General features: G+C 40.3%; 14 protein-coding genes. 7 read left to right on the forward strand and 7 right to left on the reverse strand.

The window, feature by feature from the left end; genetic code table 11:
• Position 1 precedes the first annotated feature (1 nt).
• Positions 2-931, forward strand: coding sequence for a methionyl-tRNA formyltransferase (gene fmt, locus BSEPE_RS05840; RefSeq protein WP_066045063.1), 930 nt, complete (start codon positions 2-4; stop codon positions 929-931).
• A gap of 150 nt (positions 932-1,081) precedes the next feature.
• Here fmt and BSEPE_RS05845 read toward each other — a convergent pair whose 3' ends face one another.
• The 4 genes from BSEPE_RS05845 to BSEPE_RS05860 all read right to left on the reverse strand — a co-directional run bounded on the left by BSEPE_RS05845 (position 1,082) and on the right by BSEPE_RS05860 (position 11,069).
• Positions 1,082-8,332 (reverse strand): cadherin domain-containing protein, encoded by a 7,251-nt coding sequence (locus BSEPE_RS05845; RefSeq protein WP_066045064.1) that lies wholly within the window; start codon positions 8,330-8,332, stop codon positions 1,082-1,084.
• Positions 8,333-8,984: 652 nt separating this feature from the next.
• Complete coding sequence (locus tag BSEPE_RS05850) at positions 8,985-9,536, reverse strand: cytochrome b (RefSeq protein WP_066045067.1); 552 nt, start codon at positions 9,534-9,536, stop codon at positions 8,985-8,987.
• Between the two features lie 44 nt (positions 9,537-9,580).
• The gene (locus tag BSEPE_RS05855) at positions 9,581-10,615 is read right to left on the reverse strand and encodes a polysaccharide deacetylase family protein (protein WP_066045069.1); all 1,035 of its coding nucleotides are present in this window, start codon (positions 10,613-10,615) and stop codon (positions 9,581-9,583) included.
• The gene (locus tag BSEPE_RS05860; protein ID WP_066045072.1) at positions 10,608-11,069 is read right to left on the reverse strand and encodes a tRNA (cytidine(34)-2'-O)-methyltransferase; all 462 of its coding nucleotides are present in this window, start codon (positions 11,067-11,069) and stop codon (positions 10,608-10,610) included. Before BSEPE_RS05860 ends, BSEPE_RS05855 begins: the two co-directional genes overlap by 8 nt.
• Before the next feature lie 77 nt (positions 11,070-11,146).
• Between BSEPE_RS05860 and clpB the strand changes: the two genes are divergently transcribed.
• From clpB to BSEPE_RS05890, 6 genes are read left to right on the forward strand one after another with little or no spacing between them, the layout of a single operon-like run.
• Positions 11,147-13,705: an ATP-dependent chaperone ClpB gene (gene clpB / locus BSEPE_RS05865; protein WP_066045074.1), complete on the forward strand. Its 2,559-nt coding sequence runs from the start codon at positions 11,147-11,149 to the stop codon at positions 13,703-13,705.
• Positions 13,706-13,729: 24 nt separating this feature from the next.
• Positions 13,730-14,365 carry an electron transport complex subunit E gene (locus BSEPE_RS05870; protein ID WP_066045076.1) on the forward strand — a complete coding sequence of 212 codons (636 nt, stop codon included), beginning with the start codon at positions 13,730-13,732 and terminating at the stop codon, positions 14,363-14,365.
• Positions 14,349-15,164 carry a peptide chain release factor N(5)-glutamine methyltransferase gene (gene prmC / locus BSEPE_RS05875; protein ID WP_066045077.1) on the forward strand — a complete coding sequence of 272 codons (816 nt, stop codon included), beginning with the start codon at positions 14,349-14,351 and terminating at the stop codon, positions 15,162-15,164. The genes BSEPE_RS05870 and prmC overlap by 17 nt, the downstream gene beginning before the upstream one ends.
• Positions 15,161-16,267, forward strand: coding sequence for a TRAP transporter substrate-binding protein (locus BSEPE_RS05880; protein WP_066045080.1), 1,107 nt, complete (start codon positions 15,161-15,163; stop codon positions 16,265-16,267). The genes prmC and BSEPE_RS05880 overlap by 4 nt, the downstream gene beginning before the upstream one ends.
• 6 nt (positions 16,268-16,273) lie before the next feature.
• Positions 16,274-16,750, forward strand: a complete 477-nt coding sequence (locus BSEPE_RS05885; protein ID WP_066045083.1) for a TRAP transporter small permease subunit — start codon at positions 16,274-16,276, stop codon at positions 16,748-16,750.
• Positions 16,747-18,033, forward strand: coding sequence for a TRAP transporter large permease (locus tag BSEPE_RS05890; RefSeq protein WP_066045085.1), 1,287 nt, complete (start codon positions 16,747-16,749; stop codon positions 18,031-18,033). Before BSEPE_RS05885 ends, BSEPE_RS05890 begins: the two co-directional genes overlap by 4 nt.
• A gap of 145 nt (positions 18,034-18,178) precedes the next feature.
• Here BSEPE_RS05890 and glcF read toward each other — a convergent pair whose 3' ends face one another.
• Genes glcF through BSEPE_RS05905 form a run of 3 tightly spaced genes read right to left on the reverse strand, consistent with a single transcriptional unit; the run spans position 18,179 to position 22,405 of the window.
• On the reverse strand, positions 18,179-19,333 hold the full coding sequence (glcF, locus tag BSEPE_RS05895) for a glycolate oxidase subunit GlcF (RefSeq protein WP_066045087.1): 1,155 nt from the start codon (positions 19,331-19,333) through the stop codon (positions 18,179-18,181).
• An 18-nt stretch (positions 19,334-19,351) separates the two neighbouring features.
• On the reverse strand, positions 19,352-20,329 hold the full coding sequence (gene rhuM, locus BSEPE_RS08045) for a virulence RhuM family protein (protein ID WP_066045089.1): 978 nt from the start codon (positions 20,327-20,329) through the stop codon (positions 19,352-19,354).
• A gap of 3 nt (positions 20,330-20,332) precedes the next feature.
• Positions 20,333-22,405, reverse strand: a complete 2,073-nt coding sequence (locus tag BSEPE_RS05905) for a DEAD/DEAH box helicase (RefSeq protein ID WP_070104568.1) — start codon at positions 22,403-22,405, stop codon at positions 20,333-20,335.
• Position 22,406: the final 1 nt, after the last annotated feature.

The following is a 22,406-nucleotide window of genomic DNA, read 5'->3' on the forward strand; positions in this document are numbered from 1 at the left end:
CATGAGAATTATTTTTGCAGGCACCCCTGAGTTTTCAGTCGGTGTTTTAACCGCCCTCATCAATGCTGGACATGATATTGCCGCTGTCTATTGCCAACCCGACCGCCCCAAAGGTCGTGGTCGCGTATTAACTGCCTGTGCCGTCAAACAAAAAGCCTTAGAGCATAATCTGCCCATCTTTCAACCAGAAAGCCTAAAAGATAAGAACACTCAAAAAACCCTATCCGCACTCAATGCCGATATTATGATAGTCGTGGCTTACGGTCAACTGCTACCAAAACCCGTATTAAACGCCCCAAAGCACGGATGTTTGAATATTCACGCCTCGCTACTCCCTCGTTGGCGAGGTGCTGCCCCGATTCAACGCGCTATCTTGGCAGGCGATAAAACCACGGGAGTCAATATTATGCAAATGGAGGAAGGATTGGACACAGGCGATATTTTGCTAGAAAAAACCTGCGAGATTACCGATACCGACACCGCACAATCTTTGCACGACAAACTCGCCACACTCGGTGCCAACGCTATTATTACAGCATTAACAGACTTCGACAACCTATCGCCCATAAAGCAAAATGAAGCGGGCGCCACCTACGCTAAAAAACTTAAAAAAGACCAAGCGTGGATAGACTGGCACCAATCCGCCGAACAAATTAACCGCCAAATCAGAGCATTCAACCCCTACCCCATCGCCCAAACTGTCGCAACAAGTAACAAATTTGAATCCAAAGTATTGCGCATCCTTGAAGCCGTCGCCGTTGAAGGCAACGGACACCCCGGCGAAGTTATTAAACACAACAAGCAACAATGCGTTATTGCCACTGGCAACAACGCATTGAGTTTACAAGCCGTGCAACTATCAGGCAAAAAAATCACCAACATCCAAGACTTCAACAACGCCTACACACTCACAAAACTAACCAACCCATAACACCCATTCCCACGCACAGCGTGGGAACGAGGGTATTTGCCTCATTAAAAAAGGACAATCCTAAGATTGTCCTTTTTAAGGTTAGACCAGCATGTCCAACCTGCTATCGGGGAGAGTTATGAAGCCCGTGTCCCCCGACCTTAAACCTGTTTAAAACTTCCAACGCACAGCCCCTTCAATACCATCACTGTGGGCTTTGTTGTTGGTGGATTGAACGCGTTCGTAGTTGATAGAAACACTACTGTCTTTAACTTGATAATCTAGTCCTAACTTCAGCGTTATTTCTTGCTGTGCATTTTGGCTGATGTAGTCGGTTCCATTGCGGCGAATGTCGGATTTGTATTCTATATTCGCAAAGCGATTGAGTTTGCCGTTTTTGTAGTTGATGGCGTTGTTTATATCAATACCAACAGCGAGGGCTTCGTCGGTGGCGGTTTCGCTGCTGGTTAGGACATCGTTGGCTTTCATTTTGATGCGACTGATGTCATATCTAGCATATGGGGAAAGATTGAGTTTTGTGCTTTGCAATTGGGTTTGTATATCACCACGATAAGCGATAGAGGCAAAATAGCCATTGCTACTTTGACCCGTGCTTGGGTTGGTGGTAGATTTTACCTTGTGCTTGCCCTTGGCAATACCGACAACTGCTTCAAGGCTGGTTTGTTTGTCTAATTCTAGCGCGCCGTAAGTAGACAGACTCCATTGCGTGGTGTCAATATCGCCTGAGAAATCTGTGCCCGTAGCAGTGCGGTCTTCCTTGCCAAAACCAAGGGCGAAACCTAGGGTTTTGGCGGTGTCGATGCGTCTGTCCATACCGATGTTTAAGGATTTAAGATTAAACTTGGTTTGGTTATTGCCACTGCCATTGCTTTTACCAATCACGATTTTGGCACTTGTCCAAGTATCCCAACGATTAATTTTGCGATTAGGCATAGCGATGGTGCTAGACATACCATTGGCACTGAGTATTTGATTAAACGCTGTGTTAAGGTCGCTGTTGGCAAACTGGATTTGAATGCCATTAACAAAGCCACTGACATTAAAGTTACTTTGTTTGTTTTGCTTATGACGCAGGTATGAGAGCCTGCTCATTGCTGTTTTGCTAACTCTGGCGAGTAACACCTTGGCCGCCGCTTTGCCTTCTTTACGCACAGTGAGGGCAATGATTTCGGCGTTGTTGACTTTAACTTTTACGCCGTCGCTGGCACTAAAAGTGCCGTCGCTGGCGGTAACGCTGAAGGTAAAGTTTTTGCCTTCCATCTCAGCCGTGGTGGTGAACGAGGCAGTTTTGGTGTTGGGGTTGGTTAAAGTAATAGTAATACCTGTACTGTCGGTTTGTGTCCACGCATAGGTTAACGCATTATCATCGCCATCAGGGTCGGTGCCTGTGGCGGTTAGGGTAACGAGTTTGTCGATGCTGGTGGTGATGTTGCTGCCTGCACTGACGGTTGGGGCTTGCTCGACTTCGGTGTCGGCTTCGTTATTAATATTAATTACTACATTGGCTTTTTTAGTATCGGCGTCTGCACCAGTGATGGTTACTTCAATGGTTTGGTTAGTGGCAGTTTCAAAGTCGAGTTTGCTGGCATCAGCCACGGTGATTTGTCCTGTGTTGTTAATGGCAAAAGCGCCATTATCATTACCACTGGTGATACTAAAAGCAGTTGGGGTGCCTTCGGTGATAACGCTACCAACTACCGCATTAACGGCTGAGTTTTCAGCAATGCTAAGGGTTTGGTTGTTGATGGTGAGGGTGTTTTCATTGATATTATTAATGGTGATGGTAATGGCTTGGGTGGTGGTGGATAAGCCATCATTAACTTTTAGGACTAGGTTGTAAACATTGTTGCCGCCAGCATCAGCAGGGCTGTCGTAGTCGGGGGCGTTGTTGAAGGTAACCACGCCGTTGTTTAAAACGAAAAGGGCTTTATCAGCGCCGTCAATACTATAAGTTAAGGTTTCGCTACTTGGTGTATTGCTAACATCAAAGGTTAGGGCAGTAAGGCTAGCGCCTTCATCACGGGTTACATTGGTATTGTTAATCACAGCGGGGTTGGCGTTATTGGTAACGCTGATGGTGAAGTCTTTGGTGGTGGTGCGAACGCTGTCGGAGGCGGTAACAGTAATGGTTATGTCGCCTAGTGCGGTGATTATTTTTTTGGTTTTGAGTTGCTTGCCTTCGATTACAAAATTATCGTTGGTGGGGACGCTGAACGAGAGAGTGTCGTCGTCGGTATCAACATCATTAGCACTAAGGGTACCAACGATGGTGCCAGCGGGTTGGTCTTTAACGAGGTTGGTGTTTGTGAGTTGGATGTTGGTTGGGGCAGTGTCGTCAATATCGTTGACGGTAATGATAAATTCCTTCTCAAAAGTATGCCCTGCGCCGTCATTAACGGTGATTTTAAGCGTTATGCTTGGGGTGGTTTCATAATCAGGGGCATTCTTGCTGACTAATTGGTTACTAGCTGTAACGAGAAAACCATCGTTGTCAACCGTATAAGTAAAGGTATTGTTAGCATCAGCATCAGTGGTTGATAGTGTGCCTATTATTAAACCTGCAGAGGCGGGACCTTCGCTGATAGTGCGAGAGCCTGTAAGACTAATGTCGGTTGGAGTTTCGTCGTTGAGGTCTTGTAGGGTAACGATGATGGTTTTGGTTGCTTCTTCACCGTCTTTGGTGGCTTTGATTTGGACTTCGTAGGTTTTGTCGGTTCTTACCTCGTAGTCGGTGGCGGCAAAGGTTAGTTTGGCGCCGTTTAATGAGAAACTGGCTTGGTCTGCACCGCCTGTAATGCTAAAGGTTGCACTGCCTTTGTTGGTGGTTAGTGTGATTTCTTCGCTTAGGTTTTCAGCAACACTAACATCATCGGTGGTAATGGCAAACGCATTGAGAGGGGAAACATTAACGGTTGTGTCGCCTGTTTTGCCACTAGTATCGGTTACGGTTACTTTAAAGGTAAAGGTTTTAGCGTCCATGGCTTCGGTGGTGGTGAAACTGGCAGTTTTGGTGGTGGGGTTAGTTAAGGTAATAGTAATACCTGTGCTATCGGTTTGTGTCCACGCATAGGTTAACGCACTATCATCGCCATCAGGGTCGGTGCCTGTGGCGACGAGTTCTATGAGGGTATTTGTTGATACTATGCCACCACCGGTGATGGTAACGGTTGGGTTTTGTTCAATAGCAGTGTCTGCTAAGTTATTAATATTAATTAATACATCTGCTTTTTTAGTATCTGCGTCCGTACCAACGATGGTAATTTCAAGGGTGTGACTGGTGGTGGTTTCATAATCTAAATTGGCAGTTGCAACATCGATTTGTCCTGCGTTGTTGATTTTGAATAAACCAGCGTCGTTGCCACTGGTAATGCTAAAGGTTGGTACTGGGAAGCCTGTGGCAACAACTGTGCCAACTCTTGTATCAACGGCTGAGTTTTCATTAACGGAAAAGATTTGGCCAGCGGCAATGGTAATATTGTTTTCGTTGACATTATTAATGGTGATGGTAATGGCTTGGGTGGTGGTGGATAAGCCATCATTAACTTCTAAAATCAGGGCGTAACTGGTTTTGCTTTCAAAATCGGGGGCAGTTTTGAAGGTAACCACTGCACCGTTAATGTCAAATAAGCCTTCGTCTGCACCAGAGATGCCGTAGGTAAATGCTGTGTTGGCATCATCAATGGCAGTGATGGTAAGGGCAGTAAGGCTATCGCCTTCATCACGGCTGATGGTGGCGGGGTTGGTGATGTCAGCGGGGTTGGCGTTATTGGTAACGCTGATGGTGAAGTCTTGGGTGGTGGTGCTAGCGCCGTCGGAGGCGGTAACAGTAATGGTTATGTCGCCTAGTGCGGTGATTATTTTTTTGGTTTTGAGTTGTTTGCCTTCGATTACAAAATTATCGTTGGTGGGGACGCTGAACGAGAGAGTGTCGTCGTCGGTATCAACATCATTAGCACTAAGGGTGCCGATGAGGGTGCCAGCGGGTTGGTCTTTAACGAGGTTGGTGTTTGTGAGTTGGATGTTGGTTGGGGCAGTGTCGTCAATATCGTTGACGGTAATGGTAAATTCCTTCTCAAAAGTATGCCCTGCGCCGTCATTAACGGTGATTTTAAGCGTTATGCTTGGGGTGGTTTCATAATCAAGGGCATTCTTGATGGTTAACTTGTTACCATTTCTAACGAAAAAATCATCGTTGTCAACCGTATAAGTAAAGGTATTGTTAGCATCAGCATCAGTGGTTGTTAGTGTGCCTATTGCTGCACCTATAAAGATGCCTCCTTCGCCGATAGTGCGATCGCCTGAAAGACTAATGTCGGTTGGAGTTTCGTCGTTAATGTCTTGTATGTTAACGGTAATGGTTTGTTCGGCGTTTTGGTCGGCGTCGGTGCCAAAATTGTCGGTGGTGGCTTTGACTTTGACGGTGTAGGTTTTGGGTTGGGCGGTGCTTTCAAAATCGATACCACTGCCGTTGAAACTAAGGGTAGTGCCGCTGAGGGTGAATAAATTGCCAGTATTTGTTCCCGCAACGATGCTAAAGATGGCGTCAGCGTCGCTGGCTGCCAGGGTGTAGTCGGTGTTTGCTGCGCCCTCATCGGCGGTTAGAGCGGCAGAAGAAGTGATACTAACAGCTGGCTTGTCATTACTAACTTTAATTTCTATGTCGCCAATAACAGATGGAGCATCGTCAGCTTTAATTTCAATTTGTAAAATGTAATCTTGTACTGTTGCTGGTGCATCCTTTAATAGAGTAATAAGCCCACTTGATGTAACAAAAAAGAAACCATCGTCATTTCCATTAAGAATTGTAAACTGCTTAACAGCGTTAATTGTTGCACTAGTCTTTACCGTACTAACAGTAGAACCCCTCGATTGACCTTGTGGAACATAGAAAACTTGATTAGCATTAAGCCCAATAGTATTTTCTAAGACATTGTCAATTCTCACAGTTATCATTGCCATTTTTTCATCTGCATCTTCCCCTGTAATCTTTACTTTAAGCGAATAGGTGTTTAATGTTTCATAATCCACCTCTGACTTAGCCACCTTAATCTGCCCAGTGTTGTCCACCGTAAATATGCCATTAGTATCACCTTGTGTAATCTCAAAACCAGTTACTATTCCAATCGTGGCAATCTTATCGCCAACAGGCGTATTAATTATGCTGTTTTCTACAATGCTCCTGCTTTGATTATTAACAATAGCAATAATTTTTTCATTAACATTGGCAACATTAATATTAATAACAGCAGTTTTATCGTCCGCATCTGCCCCTGTAATTTTAACCGTCAAAGCATAAGTTTTCGTGCCTTCATAGTCCAGTCCAGTATTAGAAACTTTAATTTGTCCACTACTATCAATCCTAAATAAGTTTGCTGAATTACCTCCAACAATAGAAAAACTTTCCACTATACCTTTGATAATAAGCTTATCGCCAACATCAGTACCCAAAACTGAATTTTCATCAATCATTCTTGTTTGTGTTTCGATCTCAATCGTTTTTTCGTGGATATTGTTAATAGTAACCGTAATATTTTTTTGGGTTTCAGAAACCCCATCACTTACCTTTAAAACAAGACTGTAACTATCTTTGCTCTCGTAATCAGGTGCTTCCCTAAAACTTACCACTTGATTATTAAGTATAAATGCACCAACATCAGTACCAGCAATCTCATAATTTAATACTTGACCTTCTGCCACCGAATCTGCATCAGATGCCGTGATAGTCAAAACCTGAATAGTGCCTTCGTCTATCGTTACATCAGTATTGCTAATTTTAGGTGGATGAGCGTTAGCAGTTACTTTAATCGTTATTGTTGCTGTGGTCGGGTTGGCATCTTCGCCATCAGCTTGCACAGTAATACTATGTGTAGTAACGCTGTCTGCTAACTTTGCTGCTACGCTGATTACTCCATTATTGTCTATTTGATAATAACTACTATCCGTTCCATTAACAATACTCCAAGCATTTACCGTGCCACTGCTAAGTACTACCGTTCCTACAACAACACCTATATCAGAGGCTTTGAGAACTTCCATCTGCTGATCATTAATAACAATTATATTTTCAGAAATGTTATCAATATTAATCGTTATTGTTGCCGTTTTATCATCCGCATCATCGCCCGAAACCTTAACTCCTATGGAATAAGTTTGTGTATCTTCATAGTCCAGTTTACTATTATCATTGATTATAATTTGTCCACTAGTATCAATAGAAAAAATGCCATCATCATTACCGCTCTCAATACTATAACCCGTGATTGTTGTATCGCCAGTAGTGGTAATCACCGCCCCAACGCTCGCCCCTATGTCTGCATTTTCAGCAACCGACCTAACTTGGTCGGCAATGTTAATTGTTTTTTCATTAACATTTACAACCTGGTAGTTGAATCTTTTGCTAATCAATAACCCAAGGCTAAGGTCATTATGATAAATATTTATAGTCTCATAATTCGTTGTTTTAGATTCATAATCAAGGCTTTTAGAAACCCAAAATTTATTACCTGTTTTTAAAGAATAATTAACGCCGCCAACATCCTGATACTGGAAACCGTAAGACTCAGGCAACGGATCAGCATTAACAACTGTGACTGACCCAATTATGGTGTTTACCGGTATATTTTCTTTAATGTAATATATCCCATCTGCACGCTTCTCTATATAACTTGTGTCAGGGACAGTAAAAGTAATATCACTTGGGTCAGTATCAGCAATATTTTTTAGATTAATAGTAATATCTTCAATAACCTCAGTCCGACTGGGTTTGGTCATTTTTATCTTTAGTTGATAAGTCTTTTGTGCGATGGTTTCATAATCTGGTACATTTCTAAATTTGATTTGATTATCGTTCACAATCTCAAACAAATGACTATTACCTTCACTAACAATTGCAAAGGTTACATCAAATTGGTTAGGATCTAAAACTGCATATTTTCCTGCGCCCTCTTCAATATCAAACGCTGTATTCAATAATGCGATAGGGCGATCGTAATCAAGACTTATAGTATTAGTGGAAAGAGTAGTAAAATTACCTCCACTATCAGAATAATAAGCATCTGCAGAAACTGTAATGGTGGCACTTCTTACTTTGTCTTTATCCATCTCCGCCAAGGCTGGCTCAGTCCAACTAATATTACCATTGCCTTGGTTTTCAGGCCATGTAGCATTGCGTTGCACCCATTCAGTGGCAGATCCAGCATAATACTTGCCGTTACTACCAATAATTCTGACTTTTTGAGGGCTGTTAATATGTTGTACAATTAGCCAATCATAATAATTAATTGTTAAGGTGGTTTTGTTAACACGAGTAAGGAGTGCAGAATTCTCTGCCAACGCTTGTGCGGAGAGCAGTAGAGAAAAAGCGATGATAATAAACTGAGAGAGTTTGCTGATAGTATTCATAATATGCTTTAGTTAGAATAAATTATAAAGTGATTTTGTTGTTGTTGAATTTTGAGGAATTATACCTTATATTTTTGTGAGCGTGTCGGGGGCTAGGTGATGGCAAAGGAAAGACTAACGCCAAAGGCACCGAGGGCGCCGTAGAGGTTGAATTTGTCAAGTTGTGCACCGCCCCGCCCGAGTTCGGTTTATTTCTCGGGAGTGATATAAATATAGGTGTCCATTATTTGTAATTGGTTGTTAAATTCTGTGTAAATTTTGCTTTCCATGGGGTTTCTCCGTTGATTTAAAAAAGGTAAATGCTTTAGCAGTAAGGGTTGTGGACTTGGTGGGTAAAAATATGGCGTGCGGTGCGAGGTCTGAGGTGCTTGGCAAAACTTTTGCGGTGTGAAGATAGGGTGCTAAGGATAACCGGAGAATGCTGAATAATTGCTGATATAGGTTGAGAACAATGATAAAAAAACCACAAATAAGCGTGGCTGGGGATTTACTAAGGGGGGTTAGAGGGCTTTTACGGTCTAAATAAACCGAATGCAACGGCGACTTATGCGGTGCGGTATTATAATTTAAATTCATAAGTTGGATTATCCACAAGTTTTTGGCTATGTCAAGGATTAGATTTTCTTGCTAGATTTTGGCGACTAAACATTGCCTAATTTTTGCCTAGCATTCTTCTCAAAGTGTTGTCTTTGTCAATGAAATGATGTTTAATAGCGCCTGTAATATGTAGAACAATGGCAACAATTATCGTCCAGCCTGCTATTTCGTGGGTTTGTGCCATAAATCCAGCGAGTTGTGCATTGTGGGGGATGGCTTCTTTGGCGATGGGGTCAAATTGTGCTGCGATGATTTCTAAACCAAATACTGAGACACCGTAGCCGCCTGCACCAGACATGATAAAACCTGAGATTGGCATGACAACTGTGGCGATGATTAACACCCAGTGGATTGTTTTTGCCAAATTGTGTTCGATGGCTTTGTATTGGGTAACGGGTTGTAGCCAGCCATTGACAAAACGCCAATAAACTCTAATGATGATGAGAGCGAAAATTAAAACGCCGATTGATTTGTGAATGGGGTAGAGTTCAAATGCTTCATTTTCACTCATATAAACACCGATGACTGCTAGTGTGATGATGGTTAAGCCTGTTGTCCAGTGTAGAAATATTGTTAAGTTGGATAATTTTTGTTTTGTGTCTTTCATATTCTTTGTCTTGTTTGCAATGATGAAATTTTGATTATACGCAATTACTCTTTGACTTTTGGATTAATCCATTGGATGCTGTGCCAATAATAGCGGTTTTTTTGGTTGCTGGGCATGGTGCAGTTGTATTTGCTACGACGGGCGGTTAAGGGGGTTTTGGCGGTTATTTTAACGCTTTTGTTGCTGTTCCAAGTCATTTCTACGCCGCCGTTGGCGAAGCAGTTTAGGTTGGCTTTTTGGTGTTTGTTTAAGGGGGTGAGGAATGTTAGTGTTAGTGTGGGTGGGTTTTGGGTGAAGATTGGATTTTTGTGGTTGGGTTTGATGGGCATGGGTAAGGTGTTGACTTTGGTTTTAAAGCTGGGCATTTTGGCGTAATGTGCTGCCATGGGGAAACGCGGGAGGTTTTGGCGATTACTCATCTTTGATACGACGCCAGATTGTTGTCCGAAGGCGGTGAAACCTAGGTCGCGGACTTGTTGCATAATGGCGGGGCTGGCTTCGCCGTAGGGGTAGGCGAAGATGAGGGGGGTGGTGTCGTTGCCGTAGGGGAGACAGGAAAACCAGTTGTCGCACTTTGCTAATTCTTGGTTAAGGCGTTTTTGTGCTTGTTGGATTTGTGTGGAAATCTCACGCTTGTTTAGGCTTAAAAAGTGGGTGTGGTCGGTGCTGTGATTGTAAAACTGGATGGTGTTGCCTTGTATTTGGCGCATTTGTTGCCATGACATCATGGCGTTGTATTTTTTGTCTACTGGATTGGTGGAGACGAATACGCTCATTGGCATTAGGTATTTTTTGAGCAAGGGATAGGCGTTGTCAGCAATGGATTGGTAGGCATCATCGGCGGTTAGCACTACGCATTTGTTTGGTAATTTATCGCTGTCTAATAAGTCTAGCATTGTGTTGAGTTTTAATACTTTGAAATTATGTTGTTTTAGATATTGCAAATGCTGCTCGAATAAGGCGGGGCTGATGCTGGTGGATTTGGGGGTGGTGTCGGAGAAGTGGTGGTATAGCAAGACGACGCAACTGTTGGCACTGACCACGGATGAAAGTAGCATTAGGGCGATGAATTTATACATTTTTTGCGCCTTGAAAGTTGATTTGTCGCCATGCTTCGTAGGCGACGATGGAGACGCAATTGGAAAGATTTAAACTGCGAGAATTTGCCTGCATTGGTAGAGTGATGCCTTTGTATTGGTTTAATATCTCCTGTGGCAAACCCCGTGTTTCTGGGCCGAATAGGAAGGAGTCGCCCTCTTGGTATTTTACTTCGGCGTAATTTTGTTTAACTTTGGAACTCACGGCAAAGATGCGTTCCGGGTTGGCTTTTTCTAAATAATATTGAAAATTCTCATATTCAGTAACATTTGCCAATTCTTTATAGTCTAAGCCCGCCCTTCTTAATCGCTTGTCGGTAATTTCAAATCCAAAGGGTTTAATCAGGTGTAAACTCACCCCCATATTGGCACTCAGGCGAATAAGGCTACCGGTGTTGTTGGGGATTTCTGGCTCGAACAGGACTAAATTTAACATAATATCTTAGTGATTGGCTTGAATATCGCAATATCATCCCATAAATAGAAGATAACTTAGAAAAAACTTAAACAATTATGGACATTAACAAACTAACTTCACAATTTCAACAAGACCTTGCTTCAGCACAGTCAATTGCGATTGGCAAAAATAATACAGCGATTGAAGCCGTGCATTTATTAAGTGCAATGCTAAATGATAGCGCCTCAAGTGTGAGTAATGTACTGAAATCTATCAATGTTGATACGGGTCTTTTGAAAAAAAATACAGACAAAGAAATTCATAATTTGGCTGTGATAAACACACCGAATGGCGATATTGGTATTTCTCAGAATTTATTACGGTTGATTAATTTGACGGAAAAATTAGCCACGGAAAAAGGCGATACTTATTTATCCACCGAGTTATTTTTGCTTGCTATTATTGATGGCAACGACACCACAACCCAATTATTAAAAACCGCAGGGGTTAATAAAAAATCTCTAGCAGATGCCATTAACAAACTAAGAGGAGGAAAAACCGTGAATGACCAGAATGCAGAAACACAAAGAGATGCTCTCAATAAATACACATTGGATTTAACCAAGCAAGCAAAGGATGGAAAATTGGACCCTGTTATTGGGCGAGACAGTGAGATTCGTCGTGCAATTCAGGTTCTGCAACGACGCACAAAAAACAACCCTGTGTTAATTGGCGAACCGGGTGTGGGCAAAACAGCAATTGCAGAAGGTTTAGCACAACGCATCATTAATAACGAAGTACCTGAAGGTGTGAAAGGCAAACGCTTGTTGTCGCTAGATATGGCAGCGTTAGTGGCGGGTGCAAAGTATAAAGGCGAATTTGAAGAAAGAATGAAAGCCGTACTCAAAGATCTTGAAAGCGAACAAGGACAAGTGATTTTATTTATTGACGAATTACATACAATGATGGGTGCGGGCAAAGGCGAGGGTTCAATGGATGCTGGCAATATGCTCAAACCTGCACTAGCACGAGGAGATTTGCACTGTATGGGAGCGACGACGCTGGATGAATATCGTCAATATATTGAAAAAGATTCGGCGATGGAACGCCGTTTTCAGAAAGTTCTAGTAGATGAACCAACCGAGGAAGATACCATTGCAATTTTACGGGGTCTAAAGGAAAAATACGAAGTGCACCATGGTGTGGAGATTACTGACCCTGCGATTATTGCTGCAGTTACCTATTCTCAGCGTTATATTACCGATAGGCAATTACCTGATAAAGCGATTGATTTGATTGATGAAGCTGCCTCACAAATCCGCATGGAAATTGATTCAAAACCCGAAGCAATGGACAAGCTTGATCGCAAGTTGGTGCAACTTAAAATTGAAAGAATGGCATTAAAAAAAGAGAAAGATAAAGCATCAAAAGAGCGATTTAAAGAATTGGAAAAACACATCTCAACACTCGAAAAAGAATACGCCGATTTTGAAGAAGTTTGGAAGAAAGAAAAATCTGTGGTGCAAGGCGCACAACATCTCAAAGAAGAATTAGAGCAAGCAAAAACCGACCTTGAAGCGGCACACCGTGATAATGATTTGGCAAAAATGAGTGAATTACAATACGGAAAAATCCCTGAATTAGAAGCCAAAATTACCGAAGCTGAGTCTGCCGATACAGAAGAAATGACACTATTGCGTAATAAGGTAACCGAAGATGAAATTGCTCACATTGTCGCAAGATGGACGGGGATTCCCGTCGATAAGATGATGGCAGGCGAAAAAGATAAACTTTTGCAAATGGAGTCCATTATCCACAAGCGCTTGGTCGGTCAAGATAAGGCGGTCGAGGTCATTGCCGATGCTGTTCGTCGATCTCGTGCGGGCTTATCTGACCCTAATCGCCCTGATGGTTCGTTTCTATTTATGGGACCGACGGGTGTGGGTAAAACTGAGCTAACTAAGGCACTTGCGGACTTTTTGTTTGATACTGAGCAGGCAATTGTGCGCGTGGATATGAGTGAATTTATGGAAAAACATTCGGTCGCGCGATTAATTGGTGCACCGCCAGGCTATGTGGGTTACGAACAAGGTGGCGTGCTAACCGAGGCTGTGCGTCGTAAACCTTATTCTATCATCTTATTAGATGAAGTTGAAAAAGCACATCCAGATGTATTTAATATTCTTTTGCAAGTCCTTGATGACGGGCGTTTGACCGATGGACAAGGTCGCACTGTTGACTTTAAAAATACGGTGATTGTAATGACTTCAAATCTCGGTTCACATTTAATACAAGACAATCCAGGCAAGGATATGCGCAACGAATTAATGCAAATTGTCAGCGAACATTTCCGCCCAGAATTTGTTAATCGTATTGATGAAATCGTGGTTTTCAATAGCCTTGAAAAAGAACAAATCAAAGGCATTGCCAAAATACAAGTGGAAATTCTACAATCGCGTTTGGCAGATTTAGACCTTAAACTTGAATTGAGCGATGAGGCGATGACCCTGATTGTCGATAAAGGCTACGACCCAGTATTCGGCGCCCGACCACTGAAACGCACCATTCAACAACTGTTAGAAAATCCACTGTCACAAAAGATATTGTCAGGTGAATTTTTGCCTGGATCCACCATTTACGGCGGTTTATCTAATGACGAAATTGTATTTTCGTAGGCGTTCATTGATATAATCAGCCCTATGGAAGATTACATCAAAATTGCCAAAAATGGCTTATGGAATAATAATCAAGCCTTAGTTGCTTTATTGGGGCTATGTCCGTTATTGGCAGTAACGAATAATATTGTTAATGCAATTGGTCTTGGGCTGGCGACAACTTTTGTATTGGTGGCGTCAAATACAACGATTTCAATTTTTCGTCATCATATTCGCAAGGAAATCCGTATTCCCGTATTTATTTTACTGATTGCATCATTTGTGACCATTGTTGAGCTGGCAATGCAGTCGTATTTTTATGATTTGTATTTGATACTTGGTATTTTCGTGCCACTCATTGTTACTAATTGTGCGATTTTAGGCAGGGCCGAAGCCTTTGCCAGTAAAAATACCTGGGGCAAATCAGCGTTGGATGGATTAATGATGGGCATTGGTTTTTCAATCGTGTTGATTATCCTTGGAGCAATGCGTGAACTCATCGGCTCTGGCACGCTATTTGACCAGTCTTCGTTACTGTTAGGTAGCCTTGGTGATACGCTCAGTGTAACGGTATTTGAGGGCTATCAAGGCACTCTATTGGCTGTGTTACCACCAGGTGCATTTATTGGTTTGGGTTTGATTGTTGCCCTTAAAAATTGGATTGATGCAAAAACTTCGTAGTATCAATGATTATTTAAAAAGCCCATTTACCGACATCACGCCGTTATTGGAACTGGCACTGCAAAAAAGTCATGCGTGGTTGATAACACATACAAACAGCATGCTAAGTAATACGGAAAAAACAACTTTGGATGCACTCATTAAACAACGACAAAATGGTACGCCTTTTGCTTATTTAAGTGGTAAAAAAGGCTTTTATCATTTAGATTTCAAAGTCACGCCCGACACTTTAATTCCCCGCCCTGAAACCGAACTCTTAATTGATATTGCTTTGGATTTATTCAAAAACAAGCCTTGTACTTTATTAGATTTAGGCACAGGTAGCGGGGTTATTGCTGTAACTTTAGCAGACAAAAATCCACATTGGCAAGTCACTGCCACCGATTTTTCCATTGACGCTCTTAGAGTAGCAAAGAAAAATGCCACTACGACAATCAACTTTCAACAAGGTAGTTGGTTTGAAGCCGTGCCAAATCAAACCTTTGACTTTATTATTTCTAATCCACCTTACATTAAAGAAGAAGATGAACATTTAATTAATTTACGCTATGAACCTATTAGTGCGCTAACCTCTGGGAAAGACGGCTTAAAAGATATTAAAATAATTATTAATCAAGCGCCTACTTATTTAAATACGCAGGGTTTTTTACTGTTAGAACATGGGTACAATCAGCAAGAAGCAATTATCGACTTATTAAAGAAAAATTTTACAGATATTCAAACTTTTAAAGATTATAATTCTAACAATCGTGCTATTATGGCGCAACTTAAAATAAACACACGAGGAGAAGAAAAATGAAAAAATTAATTCAATTATTTATAACGACTATATTAATGGTTACAACTGCTAACGCAGGTTGGTTTAACAATGATAAAAAACAGAGTGACAGTCACAGCCACAACGACAAAGTTTATACTTTAAAATTAGCGGAAACTTGGCCGAGTAACTTCCCGATTTTTGGCGATGCAACTAAGAAATTTAAAAAATTAGCAGAGGCAATGTCAAATGGTCGCTTAAAAATCCGTATTGATTCTAAAAACAAACACAAATCAGCCTTAGGTATTTTTGACTTTGTCAAATCAGGTCAATATGACTTAGGTCACTCAGGCTCTTACTATTGGAAAGGTAAAGACATTAATACTTTATTTTTCACCTCAATGCCTTTTGGCATGACAACTGATGAACAGCATGCTTGGTTTGAATATGGTGGTGGCAATGAATTAATGGACGAAGTTTATAGCAAACACGGATTAAAATCAGTCATTGGTGGTAGCACAGGAAATCAAATGGGTGGCTGGTTTAAAAAAGAAATCAATTCAGTTAATGATCTTAAGGGCTTAAAAATGCGCATCCCAGGTTTTGCTGGTGAGATTATGTCAGAAGTTGGTGCGAAGCCTACCAATATTCCAGCGGGCGAACTCTACACAGCACTTGATCGTGGCACAATTGATGCATTAGAATGGGTAGGCCCTTCATTGGATTTTCGTATGGGTTTTCATAAAATTGCCCCTTACTACTACACAGGTTGGCATGAGCCTGGCACAGAATTACAATTTCTAATTAATCTAAAAAAATACAACTCGCTGCCAAAAGATTTACAAACAATCTTGATTACAGCGATGAAACTTTCAGCTTATCAAATGTATGATCAATCTGAACACGAAAGCGCTAAAAACTGGGCAAGCATGAAAAAAGATTTTCCAAATATCAAAGTTAAAACCTTTCCTAAGCCTGTATTTGATGCACTTAGAGCTGCAAATGACAAATTACTTAAAAAGTTAGCTGCAAATAACCCGCTTTCGAAAAAAATCATTGAATCTCAGGCTAATTATTTGAAGAAAATACGCGCTTGGACCGCAATCTCCGATCAAGCTTACTTAAACTCTCAATCTAAGCAATAAAGGTCTTTGCGTAAAATATATACCCAATGGTTAGAAAGGCTGACTGTTGGGCTGTTGTTATTGACAATTGCCAATGTCTTTATTGATGTTTGGCTTCGTTACGGTTTTAATAACTCGTCCATTGCCCTGCAAGAAATGGAATGGCATGTATTTTCATCTATGTTCTTATTGGGTATTGCCTACACCTTGCAGACGGATGCACATGTTAGGGTAGATATTTTCTATGCAAAATTTACCGCGAAAAAGCAGGCAATCATCAATCTAATCGGCTTTGTAATTTTCATCTTGCCAATCAGTTTGCTAATCAGCTATTATGGTATTGACTTCGCTTATTCGGCATACGCAATTAATGAGCAAAGTGGCGACCCTGGCGGCTTAACCCATCGATTTGTCATTAAAAGTGTCATTCCACTCAGTTTTATTTTGGTCATTATTTCTGGCGGATTATTTGCTAAAGATAATGTTGAGGTGCTAAAACAATGATTGGCTTGATTATGTTTGCCGTCACCTTGCTATTATTAATGGTCGGCTTCCCCGTCGCTTTTACTTTTGCAGGTGTTGCTGTTATTTTTGGCACGCTTAGCGAGGGTATTGATTTATTCGGCTTTATGCCGTATCGTATTATGAGCGTCATGGAAAATACTATTTTAATGGCAGTTCCATTATTCATTTTCATGGGCATCGTACTACAAAAAACCCGACTGGCAGAGCAACTGCTTGAGGCGATGGGCGATTTATTCGGCAACATTCGCGGTGGTTTAGCCGTTTCCACTATTCTAGTCGGCTCGCTACTCGCCGCTTCCACAGGCGTCGTTGGTGCTAGCGTCATTGCCATGGGTGTGATTTCCCTGCCTGTAATGCTCAAACACAACTACAAAAAGACACTTTCCACGGGGGTTATCTGCGCTTCAGGTACCTTGGGGCAAATCATTCCACCCTCCATTGTTCTTATTATCTTAGCCGATGTACTTGGCGTACCCGTCGGCGATTTATTCCGCAGTGCTGTGATGCCATCCTTGGTCTTAGTCGGTAGTTATATCGTCTATGTACTGGCAATTGCCTATTGGGATAAAGACGCTGCACCTGCCACCCTAAGCCGTAACCCAAGTGCAGGTAAGTATTGGCGGGTTGCCAAAGCTATTGTGCCGCCCATCAGTCTCATTATTGCGGTACTCGGCTCAATTTTCTCAGGCATTGCCACCCCAACAGAATCTGCTTCAATTGGTGCTGTCGGTGCCTTATTATTGGCACTAATCTACCGCCGATTAAATTGGGATATCGTCTATCAATCCAGTCTTGAAACTGTTAAAATCACCTCTATGGTATTTGCCATTTTAGTCGGTGCCACCGCCTTTTCAATGGTATTCACTTACAGCGGTGGCGATATCTTGGTAGAGGAATTTATTCACGGTCTACCCGCCAAAGAAATGAGTTTTATTCTTATCTCAATGGCTGTCATTCTTATCCTTGGCTTCTTCATTGACTTCGTAGAAATCTCCCTTATCATCGTCCCAATATTCTATCCAATCGCCCTCTCCCTCGGCATCGATATGCAATGGTTCGCCATCCTTATCGCTATGAATCTACAAGCTTCATTCTTAACGCCGCCCTTTGGATTTAGCCTTTTTTACCTTAAAGGTGTCGCCCCAAAATCCATCCAAACCACTGATATTTACAAAGGTGTTATGCCCTTTATTATCATTCAAGTTACCGTGTTATTGAGTTTAATACTATTTCCGCAATGGTATGGGTTTAGTGGGTTTTAGGCTCAGGAGACCACTGCATTAACCCACCACAACTTATGAAACACATAAAACAGCACCTTTTTCACCCAAAAACTCGTCAAATAACTGGCTATTCTCCTCATTTTTGGGTGAAAAATGCACTATTTTCTGCACCCCCTAAGTCGCACTAGGTTAATGCAGTGGTCTCCTCAGAGAGATTTGCATCTAATAATTCAACCCAGTGTTTCACAGGGATTTTTGTGCCCTTTTGCAAATGCATCAAGCAACCGATGTTTGCGGTAACAATAAGGTCTGGATTGTTGGCTTGTAGATTTTTGAGCTTATTGGCTTTTAGTTGATTCGCAAGTTTAGGCTGAAATATTGAGTAGGTGCCAGCAGATCCACAACACAGGTGTGCGTCTTTGACAGGGGTGGCGTGATAGCCTAATTTTTTGAGTAGTGCGCTGACCAAACCGCCCAATTGTTGCCCGTGTTGTAGCGTACAAGGTTCATGGTATGAAAGGTTAGCGGATTGCAAGTTAAGTTGAGACAGGTCTTTGTCAATTAAAAATTCAGCAATGTCTTGGGTTTTGTTGGCAATTTGTTGCGCTTTTTGCTGATATGGGTCTGAGGCGTCGAATAAAGTTGGATAGTCTTTAACCATTAAACCACAACCACTGGCACTGGAAATGATGGTTTCTGCGTCTGACAATAACCAAGTATCAATATTGATTTTTATTTTTTTGAGGGCTTTCTCATGTGCATTTAGGTGTTGGTCAATAGCACCACAGCATTCTTTTTGCGGGGTTTCTGTTATTTCATAACCTAATTTTGTTAGGATATTTTTAATACTATGATTGATATTTGGTGCCAAAGTGGGCTGCACGCAACCACCTAATAATAAAACTTTATTTTTAGAAGTTTTCGGCTCAATAACGGGCGTTTGAATTTTAGAATGGCGCAACAAAAATCCAACGCTATTAAACAACGCTGGCGTGGTTAAAAACTGTCGCACAGTAGAGCGATATACCTTTTGCCATAGTGGTCGTTTTTCCTCAACAAGCGCCCTGCCAATATCTATCAACTGCCCATATTCCACCCCCGATGGGCAAGTGGTTTCACACGAACGACAAGTTAAACATCGGTCTAAATGTTGCAGGCTGTTGACAGAAGTATCATTATTCTCTAAAGCCGATTTAATCAAATAAATGCGCCCACGCGGTGAGTCTAGCTCATTACCCAACAGTTGATAAGTTGGGCAAGTCGCCAAACAAAATCCACAATGCACGCATTTGCGAATGATGTCGTTGGCTTTTAGGTTTTTAATGTCAATAGTTTGCATTTTCTTTGGTAAGCCTTATTACTTCAAGTCTTTAACTTTTCCCTCAAGTTGTTTAATAAAATCTTTTTCAACTTGTGTGATTCTATTGTTTGTTTTCTCTTTGTAAATTCCATATTCACGATGTGCTTTTTCAATGGCTTGTTGATGACTAATAGTCCCAGAATGTTGCAAAATATCCTTATTGGTCATTTTCAAAAAAGCATCCAACTGCTTAATCCAATCAGCCATATACATTGGTGTGCGGTCTAAGGCTTGTATTTCTGCAATTTCCAAAAATGCCGTTACCATTCGGTTCAAAATATCTAACTCGTCTTTTGCAAGATAATTTTTAGCAATTTCAGCCTCCCTCTTTGACGGTATTTCGCCTTTGAAATTGGTTAATCCTATATTTTTTTTTGACGAATCTACTCGTTTATAGACCGTTTCAGCCGCTGTTTCCCCGTGACTTGCCCAGTGCATTTTATTTTGTATGGTTTTAAACACCTTGATAGATTGTTCTGTTTTGGAATCGTAATCAATACTTGTGGCATAAACATCTAAAACCTTACGCCAAAATACCTTTTCCGACGAACGAATATCACGAATACGAGCCAATAATTCATCAAAATAGTTTCCACCGCCAACTTCTTTTAACAGGTCATCGTTGATTGCAAAGCCCTTTATCAAATACTCTTTGATAAGTGCCGTCGCCCATTTTCTAAAATGCACTCCTTGACGAGATTTGACTCTATAACCCACTGAAATAATCACATCAAGATTGTAAAACTTAACAGATTTATCCGAATTTGCAATGTGCAAATTTTGCACATTGCTTTTTTGTCCCAACTCTCCATCACTAAAAATATTGCCAATATGCTTGGTGATAACACTCCTATCTTTATCGAAAAGCACTGCTATTTGTTGCTGAGTAAGCCAAACGCTTTCATTTTCAAAATGCGTTTCGATTTTGACTTTTCCATCTTCGGTTTGGTAGATGATGAGTGGGGTAGTCTTCATATCTTACCTTTTGATGCCATTAAAAAAATATTTTAGAATATATTTGTCAAAATCATCCAAACTTTCAACCTGTTGAATAATTTTTTCACAAGTTACTTCGTTAAAATTATCGATAATAGAATGTAAATTTCTATCGTTATTTTCTAAGTTTATCAATCCAGATAAATGTATTTTTTTAGAAATCATTCTAGGTAAGCCGTATTCTTCAAGTAAATATACATTTTTTGGTAAGAATGCATAAGAAAGTTTTGTAGTAAATGGAGATATATCTGTATTTAAATTTGGTAATATTTCTTTCTGTAAAATATTGACACAATTAAATATATTTGAAACACTGAAGCTGACTTTTTTTTCTAATTCAAAAAATTTATTAACTGAAATATCAAGTTTGTTAATCAAATTTGGAATACTCTTATCCCAGCCTAAAGGAGATATTTTAATAAATTTTACTAACTCACCAGATGGCCCTCTTTTTGCTATTTTTAATACTTTGTACAAATGCCTTTCCCAGTGTCCCGTATTGACAGTATTCAAATAGTTAAGCCCATTCCATTCGCCAGGTTTTTCTATCATATCATCTGCTAACGCTTCTATTAAAGTCCAGTTATTTTCTTCAAAAAAAGACTGTCTACGCAATTTTTTATAAACCAACCCTCCTAATTTATTGTTCATTTTTCCATAAAAATCAATAGCCTCTTTTTGAAAATTATTATTAGTAAAGTTTTCTATATTATTTTCATCAATTAATTCTTTTGGCACTTCTAAAGACAATTGCACCCCCTCTTCTTCTGGTGGCTTTTCAAGTAAATATATTTCACCAATAAAATGCTTAAACATTCGTCCGCCACGACCAATTAAATTTTTATAGTCAAAATATTTTAAATTTGAATTTCCGTTTTTTCTACCAAAAAAAATTATATTTTTTGCTGATGTATTAACTCCTTCAATAATGGAAGATGTTGAAATTATATTTTTAAGTCCATCATCCTTATCAAATAATTTAATTTGAATCTGGCTTAATGAGCGATGCAATCTACCGTTGTGTACCCCCGTTCCTTTTTTAATTAAATTAACCAGCTCCCAATCTTGAGAGTAGTTTGTAGCAACCCATTGTGAAAAATTATTAAGTAAATCACTATCTAAATCAGGAAAATCATCTCTTACTATTTCTGATAGCTTGGCTATTTGAGTGAATGTTCCAGCATAAATTAAAGTTTTGTCTCTTGTATTGTTTAGTATTTTTAATAATTCCGATTTTTTGTCATTGTTTTTAATGGTTTTATAGGTGTCATGAATATTCAAGAAAACAGTATTGAAATCAATACGCTCTATTTCCATACCTTCTGTAAAAGGATTTGATTGAATCTCTGAAATATTTGGTGCTAAAAAATACTTTTGCTTGGACTTTTCCCCAAGTTTTAAAATAGCATTCAACAGCGAAGTAGATCTTTGTTTATCAAAATCAGCACTAGCCTTGTAAAACTCATCAATTACAAGCATATCTAACTCTGCTATTTTATCTACATAATGCAGGGCTCTTTCTTGCGGAAATATGAAAATATTTTTTTCACCTAACTCTATTTCCGAAGTGGTAATAATTTTATATCGATCTGAAAATTTCTTTTGTAGCCTTCTTCTTGTTTCATCTGTTAATGCGATTGTTGGAACAATAATTACAATATTTTTAGGCTGTTTTAACGCTATAAAAGCATCAATAATAAAACTTTTCCCAAAACTAGTGGGGGCAATAATTGCCAAATTTTTACCATCTATCAAATCTTTTAGCACTGATGATTGCTCTCTATGTAGTGTTATTGGTTTGTCGTCACCAACATCTGTTTTGAAAGCCTCGTAAATAAAATTTTCTTGCCAAGAAGATGTTGATATATTCAAATACGGATAAAGTCCAAGTTGTCTAATAAGGTTATTAATAATATGACTGTATTCAATTGCGTCATCATCTTGGCTTATATCCCAATTACAAGAATCTAATAATTTAATCAATTTTTCTCTTGCCTCTTCTTCATTAGAAGAAATTAGACTATTAATATTTTGGCAATTTTTGAAAATATCCATT

Source organism: endosymbiont of Bathymodiolus septemdierum str. Myojin knoll (genome assembly GCF_001547755.1).
GTDB lineage: Bacteria > Pseudomonadota > Gammaproteobacteria > PS1 > Pseudothioglobaceae > Thiodubiliella.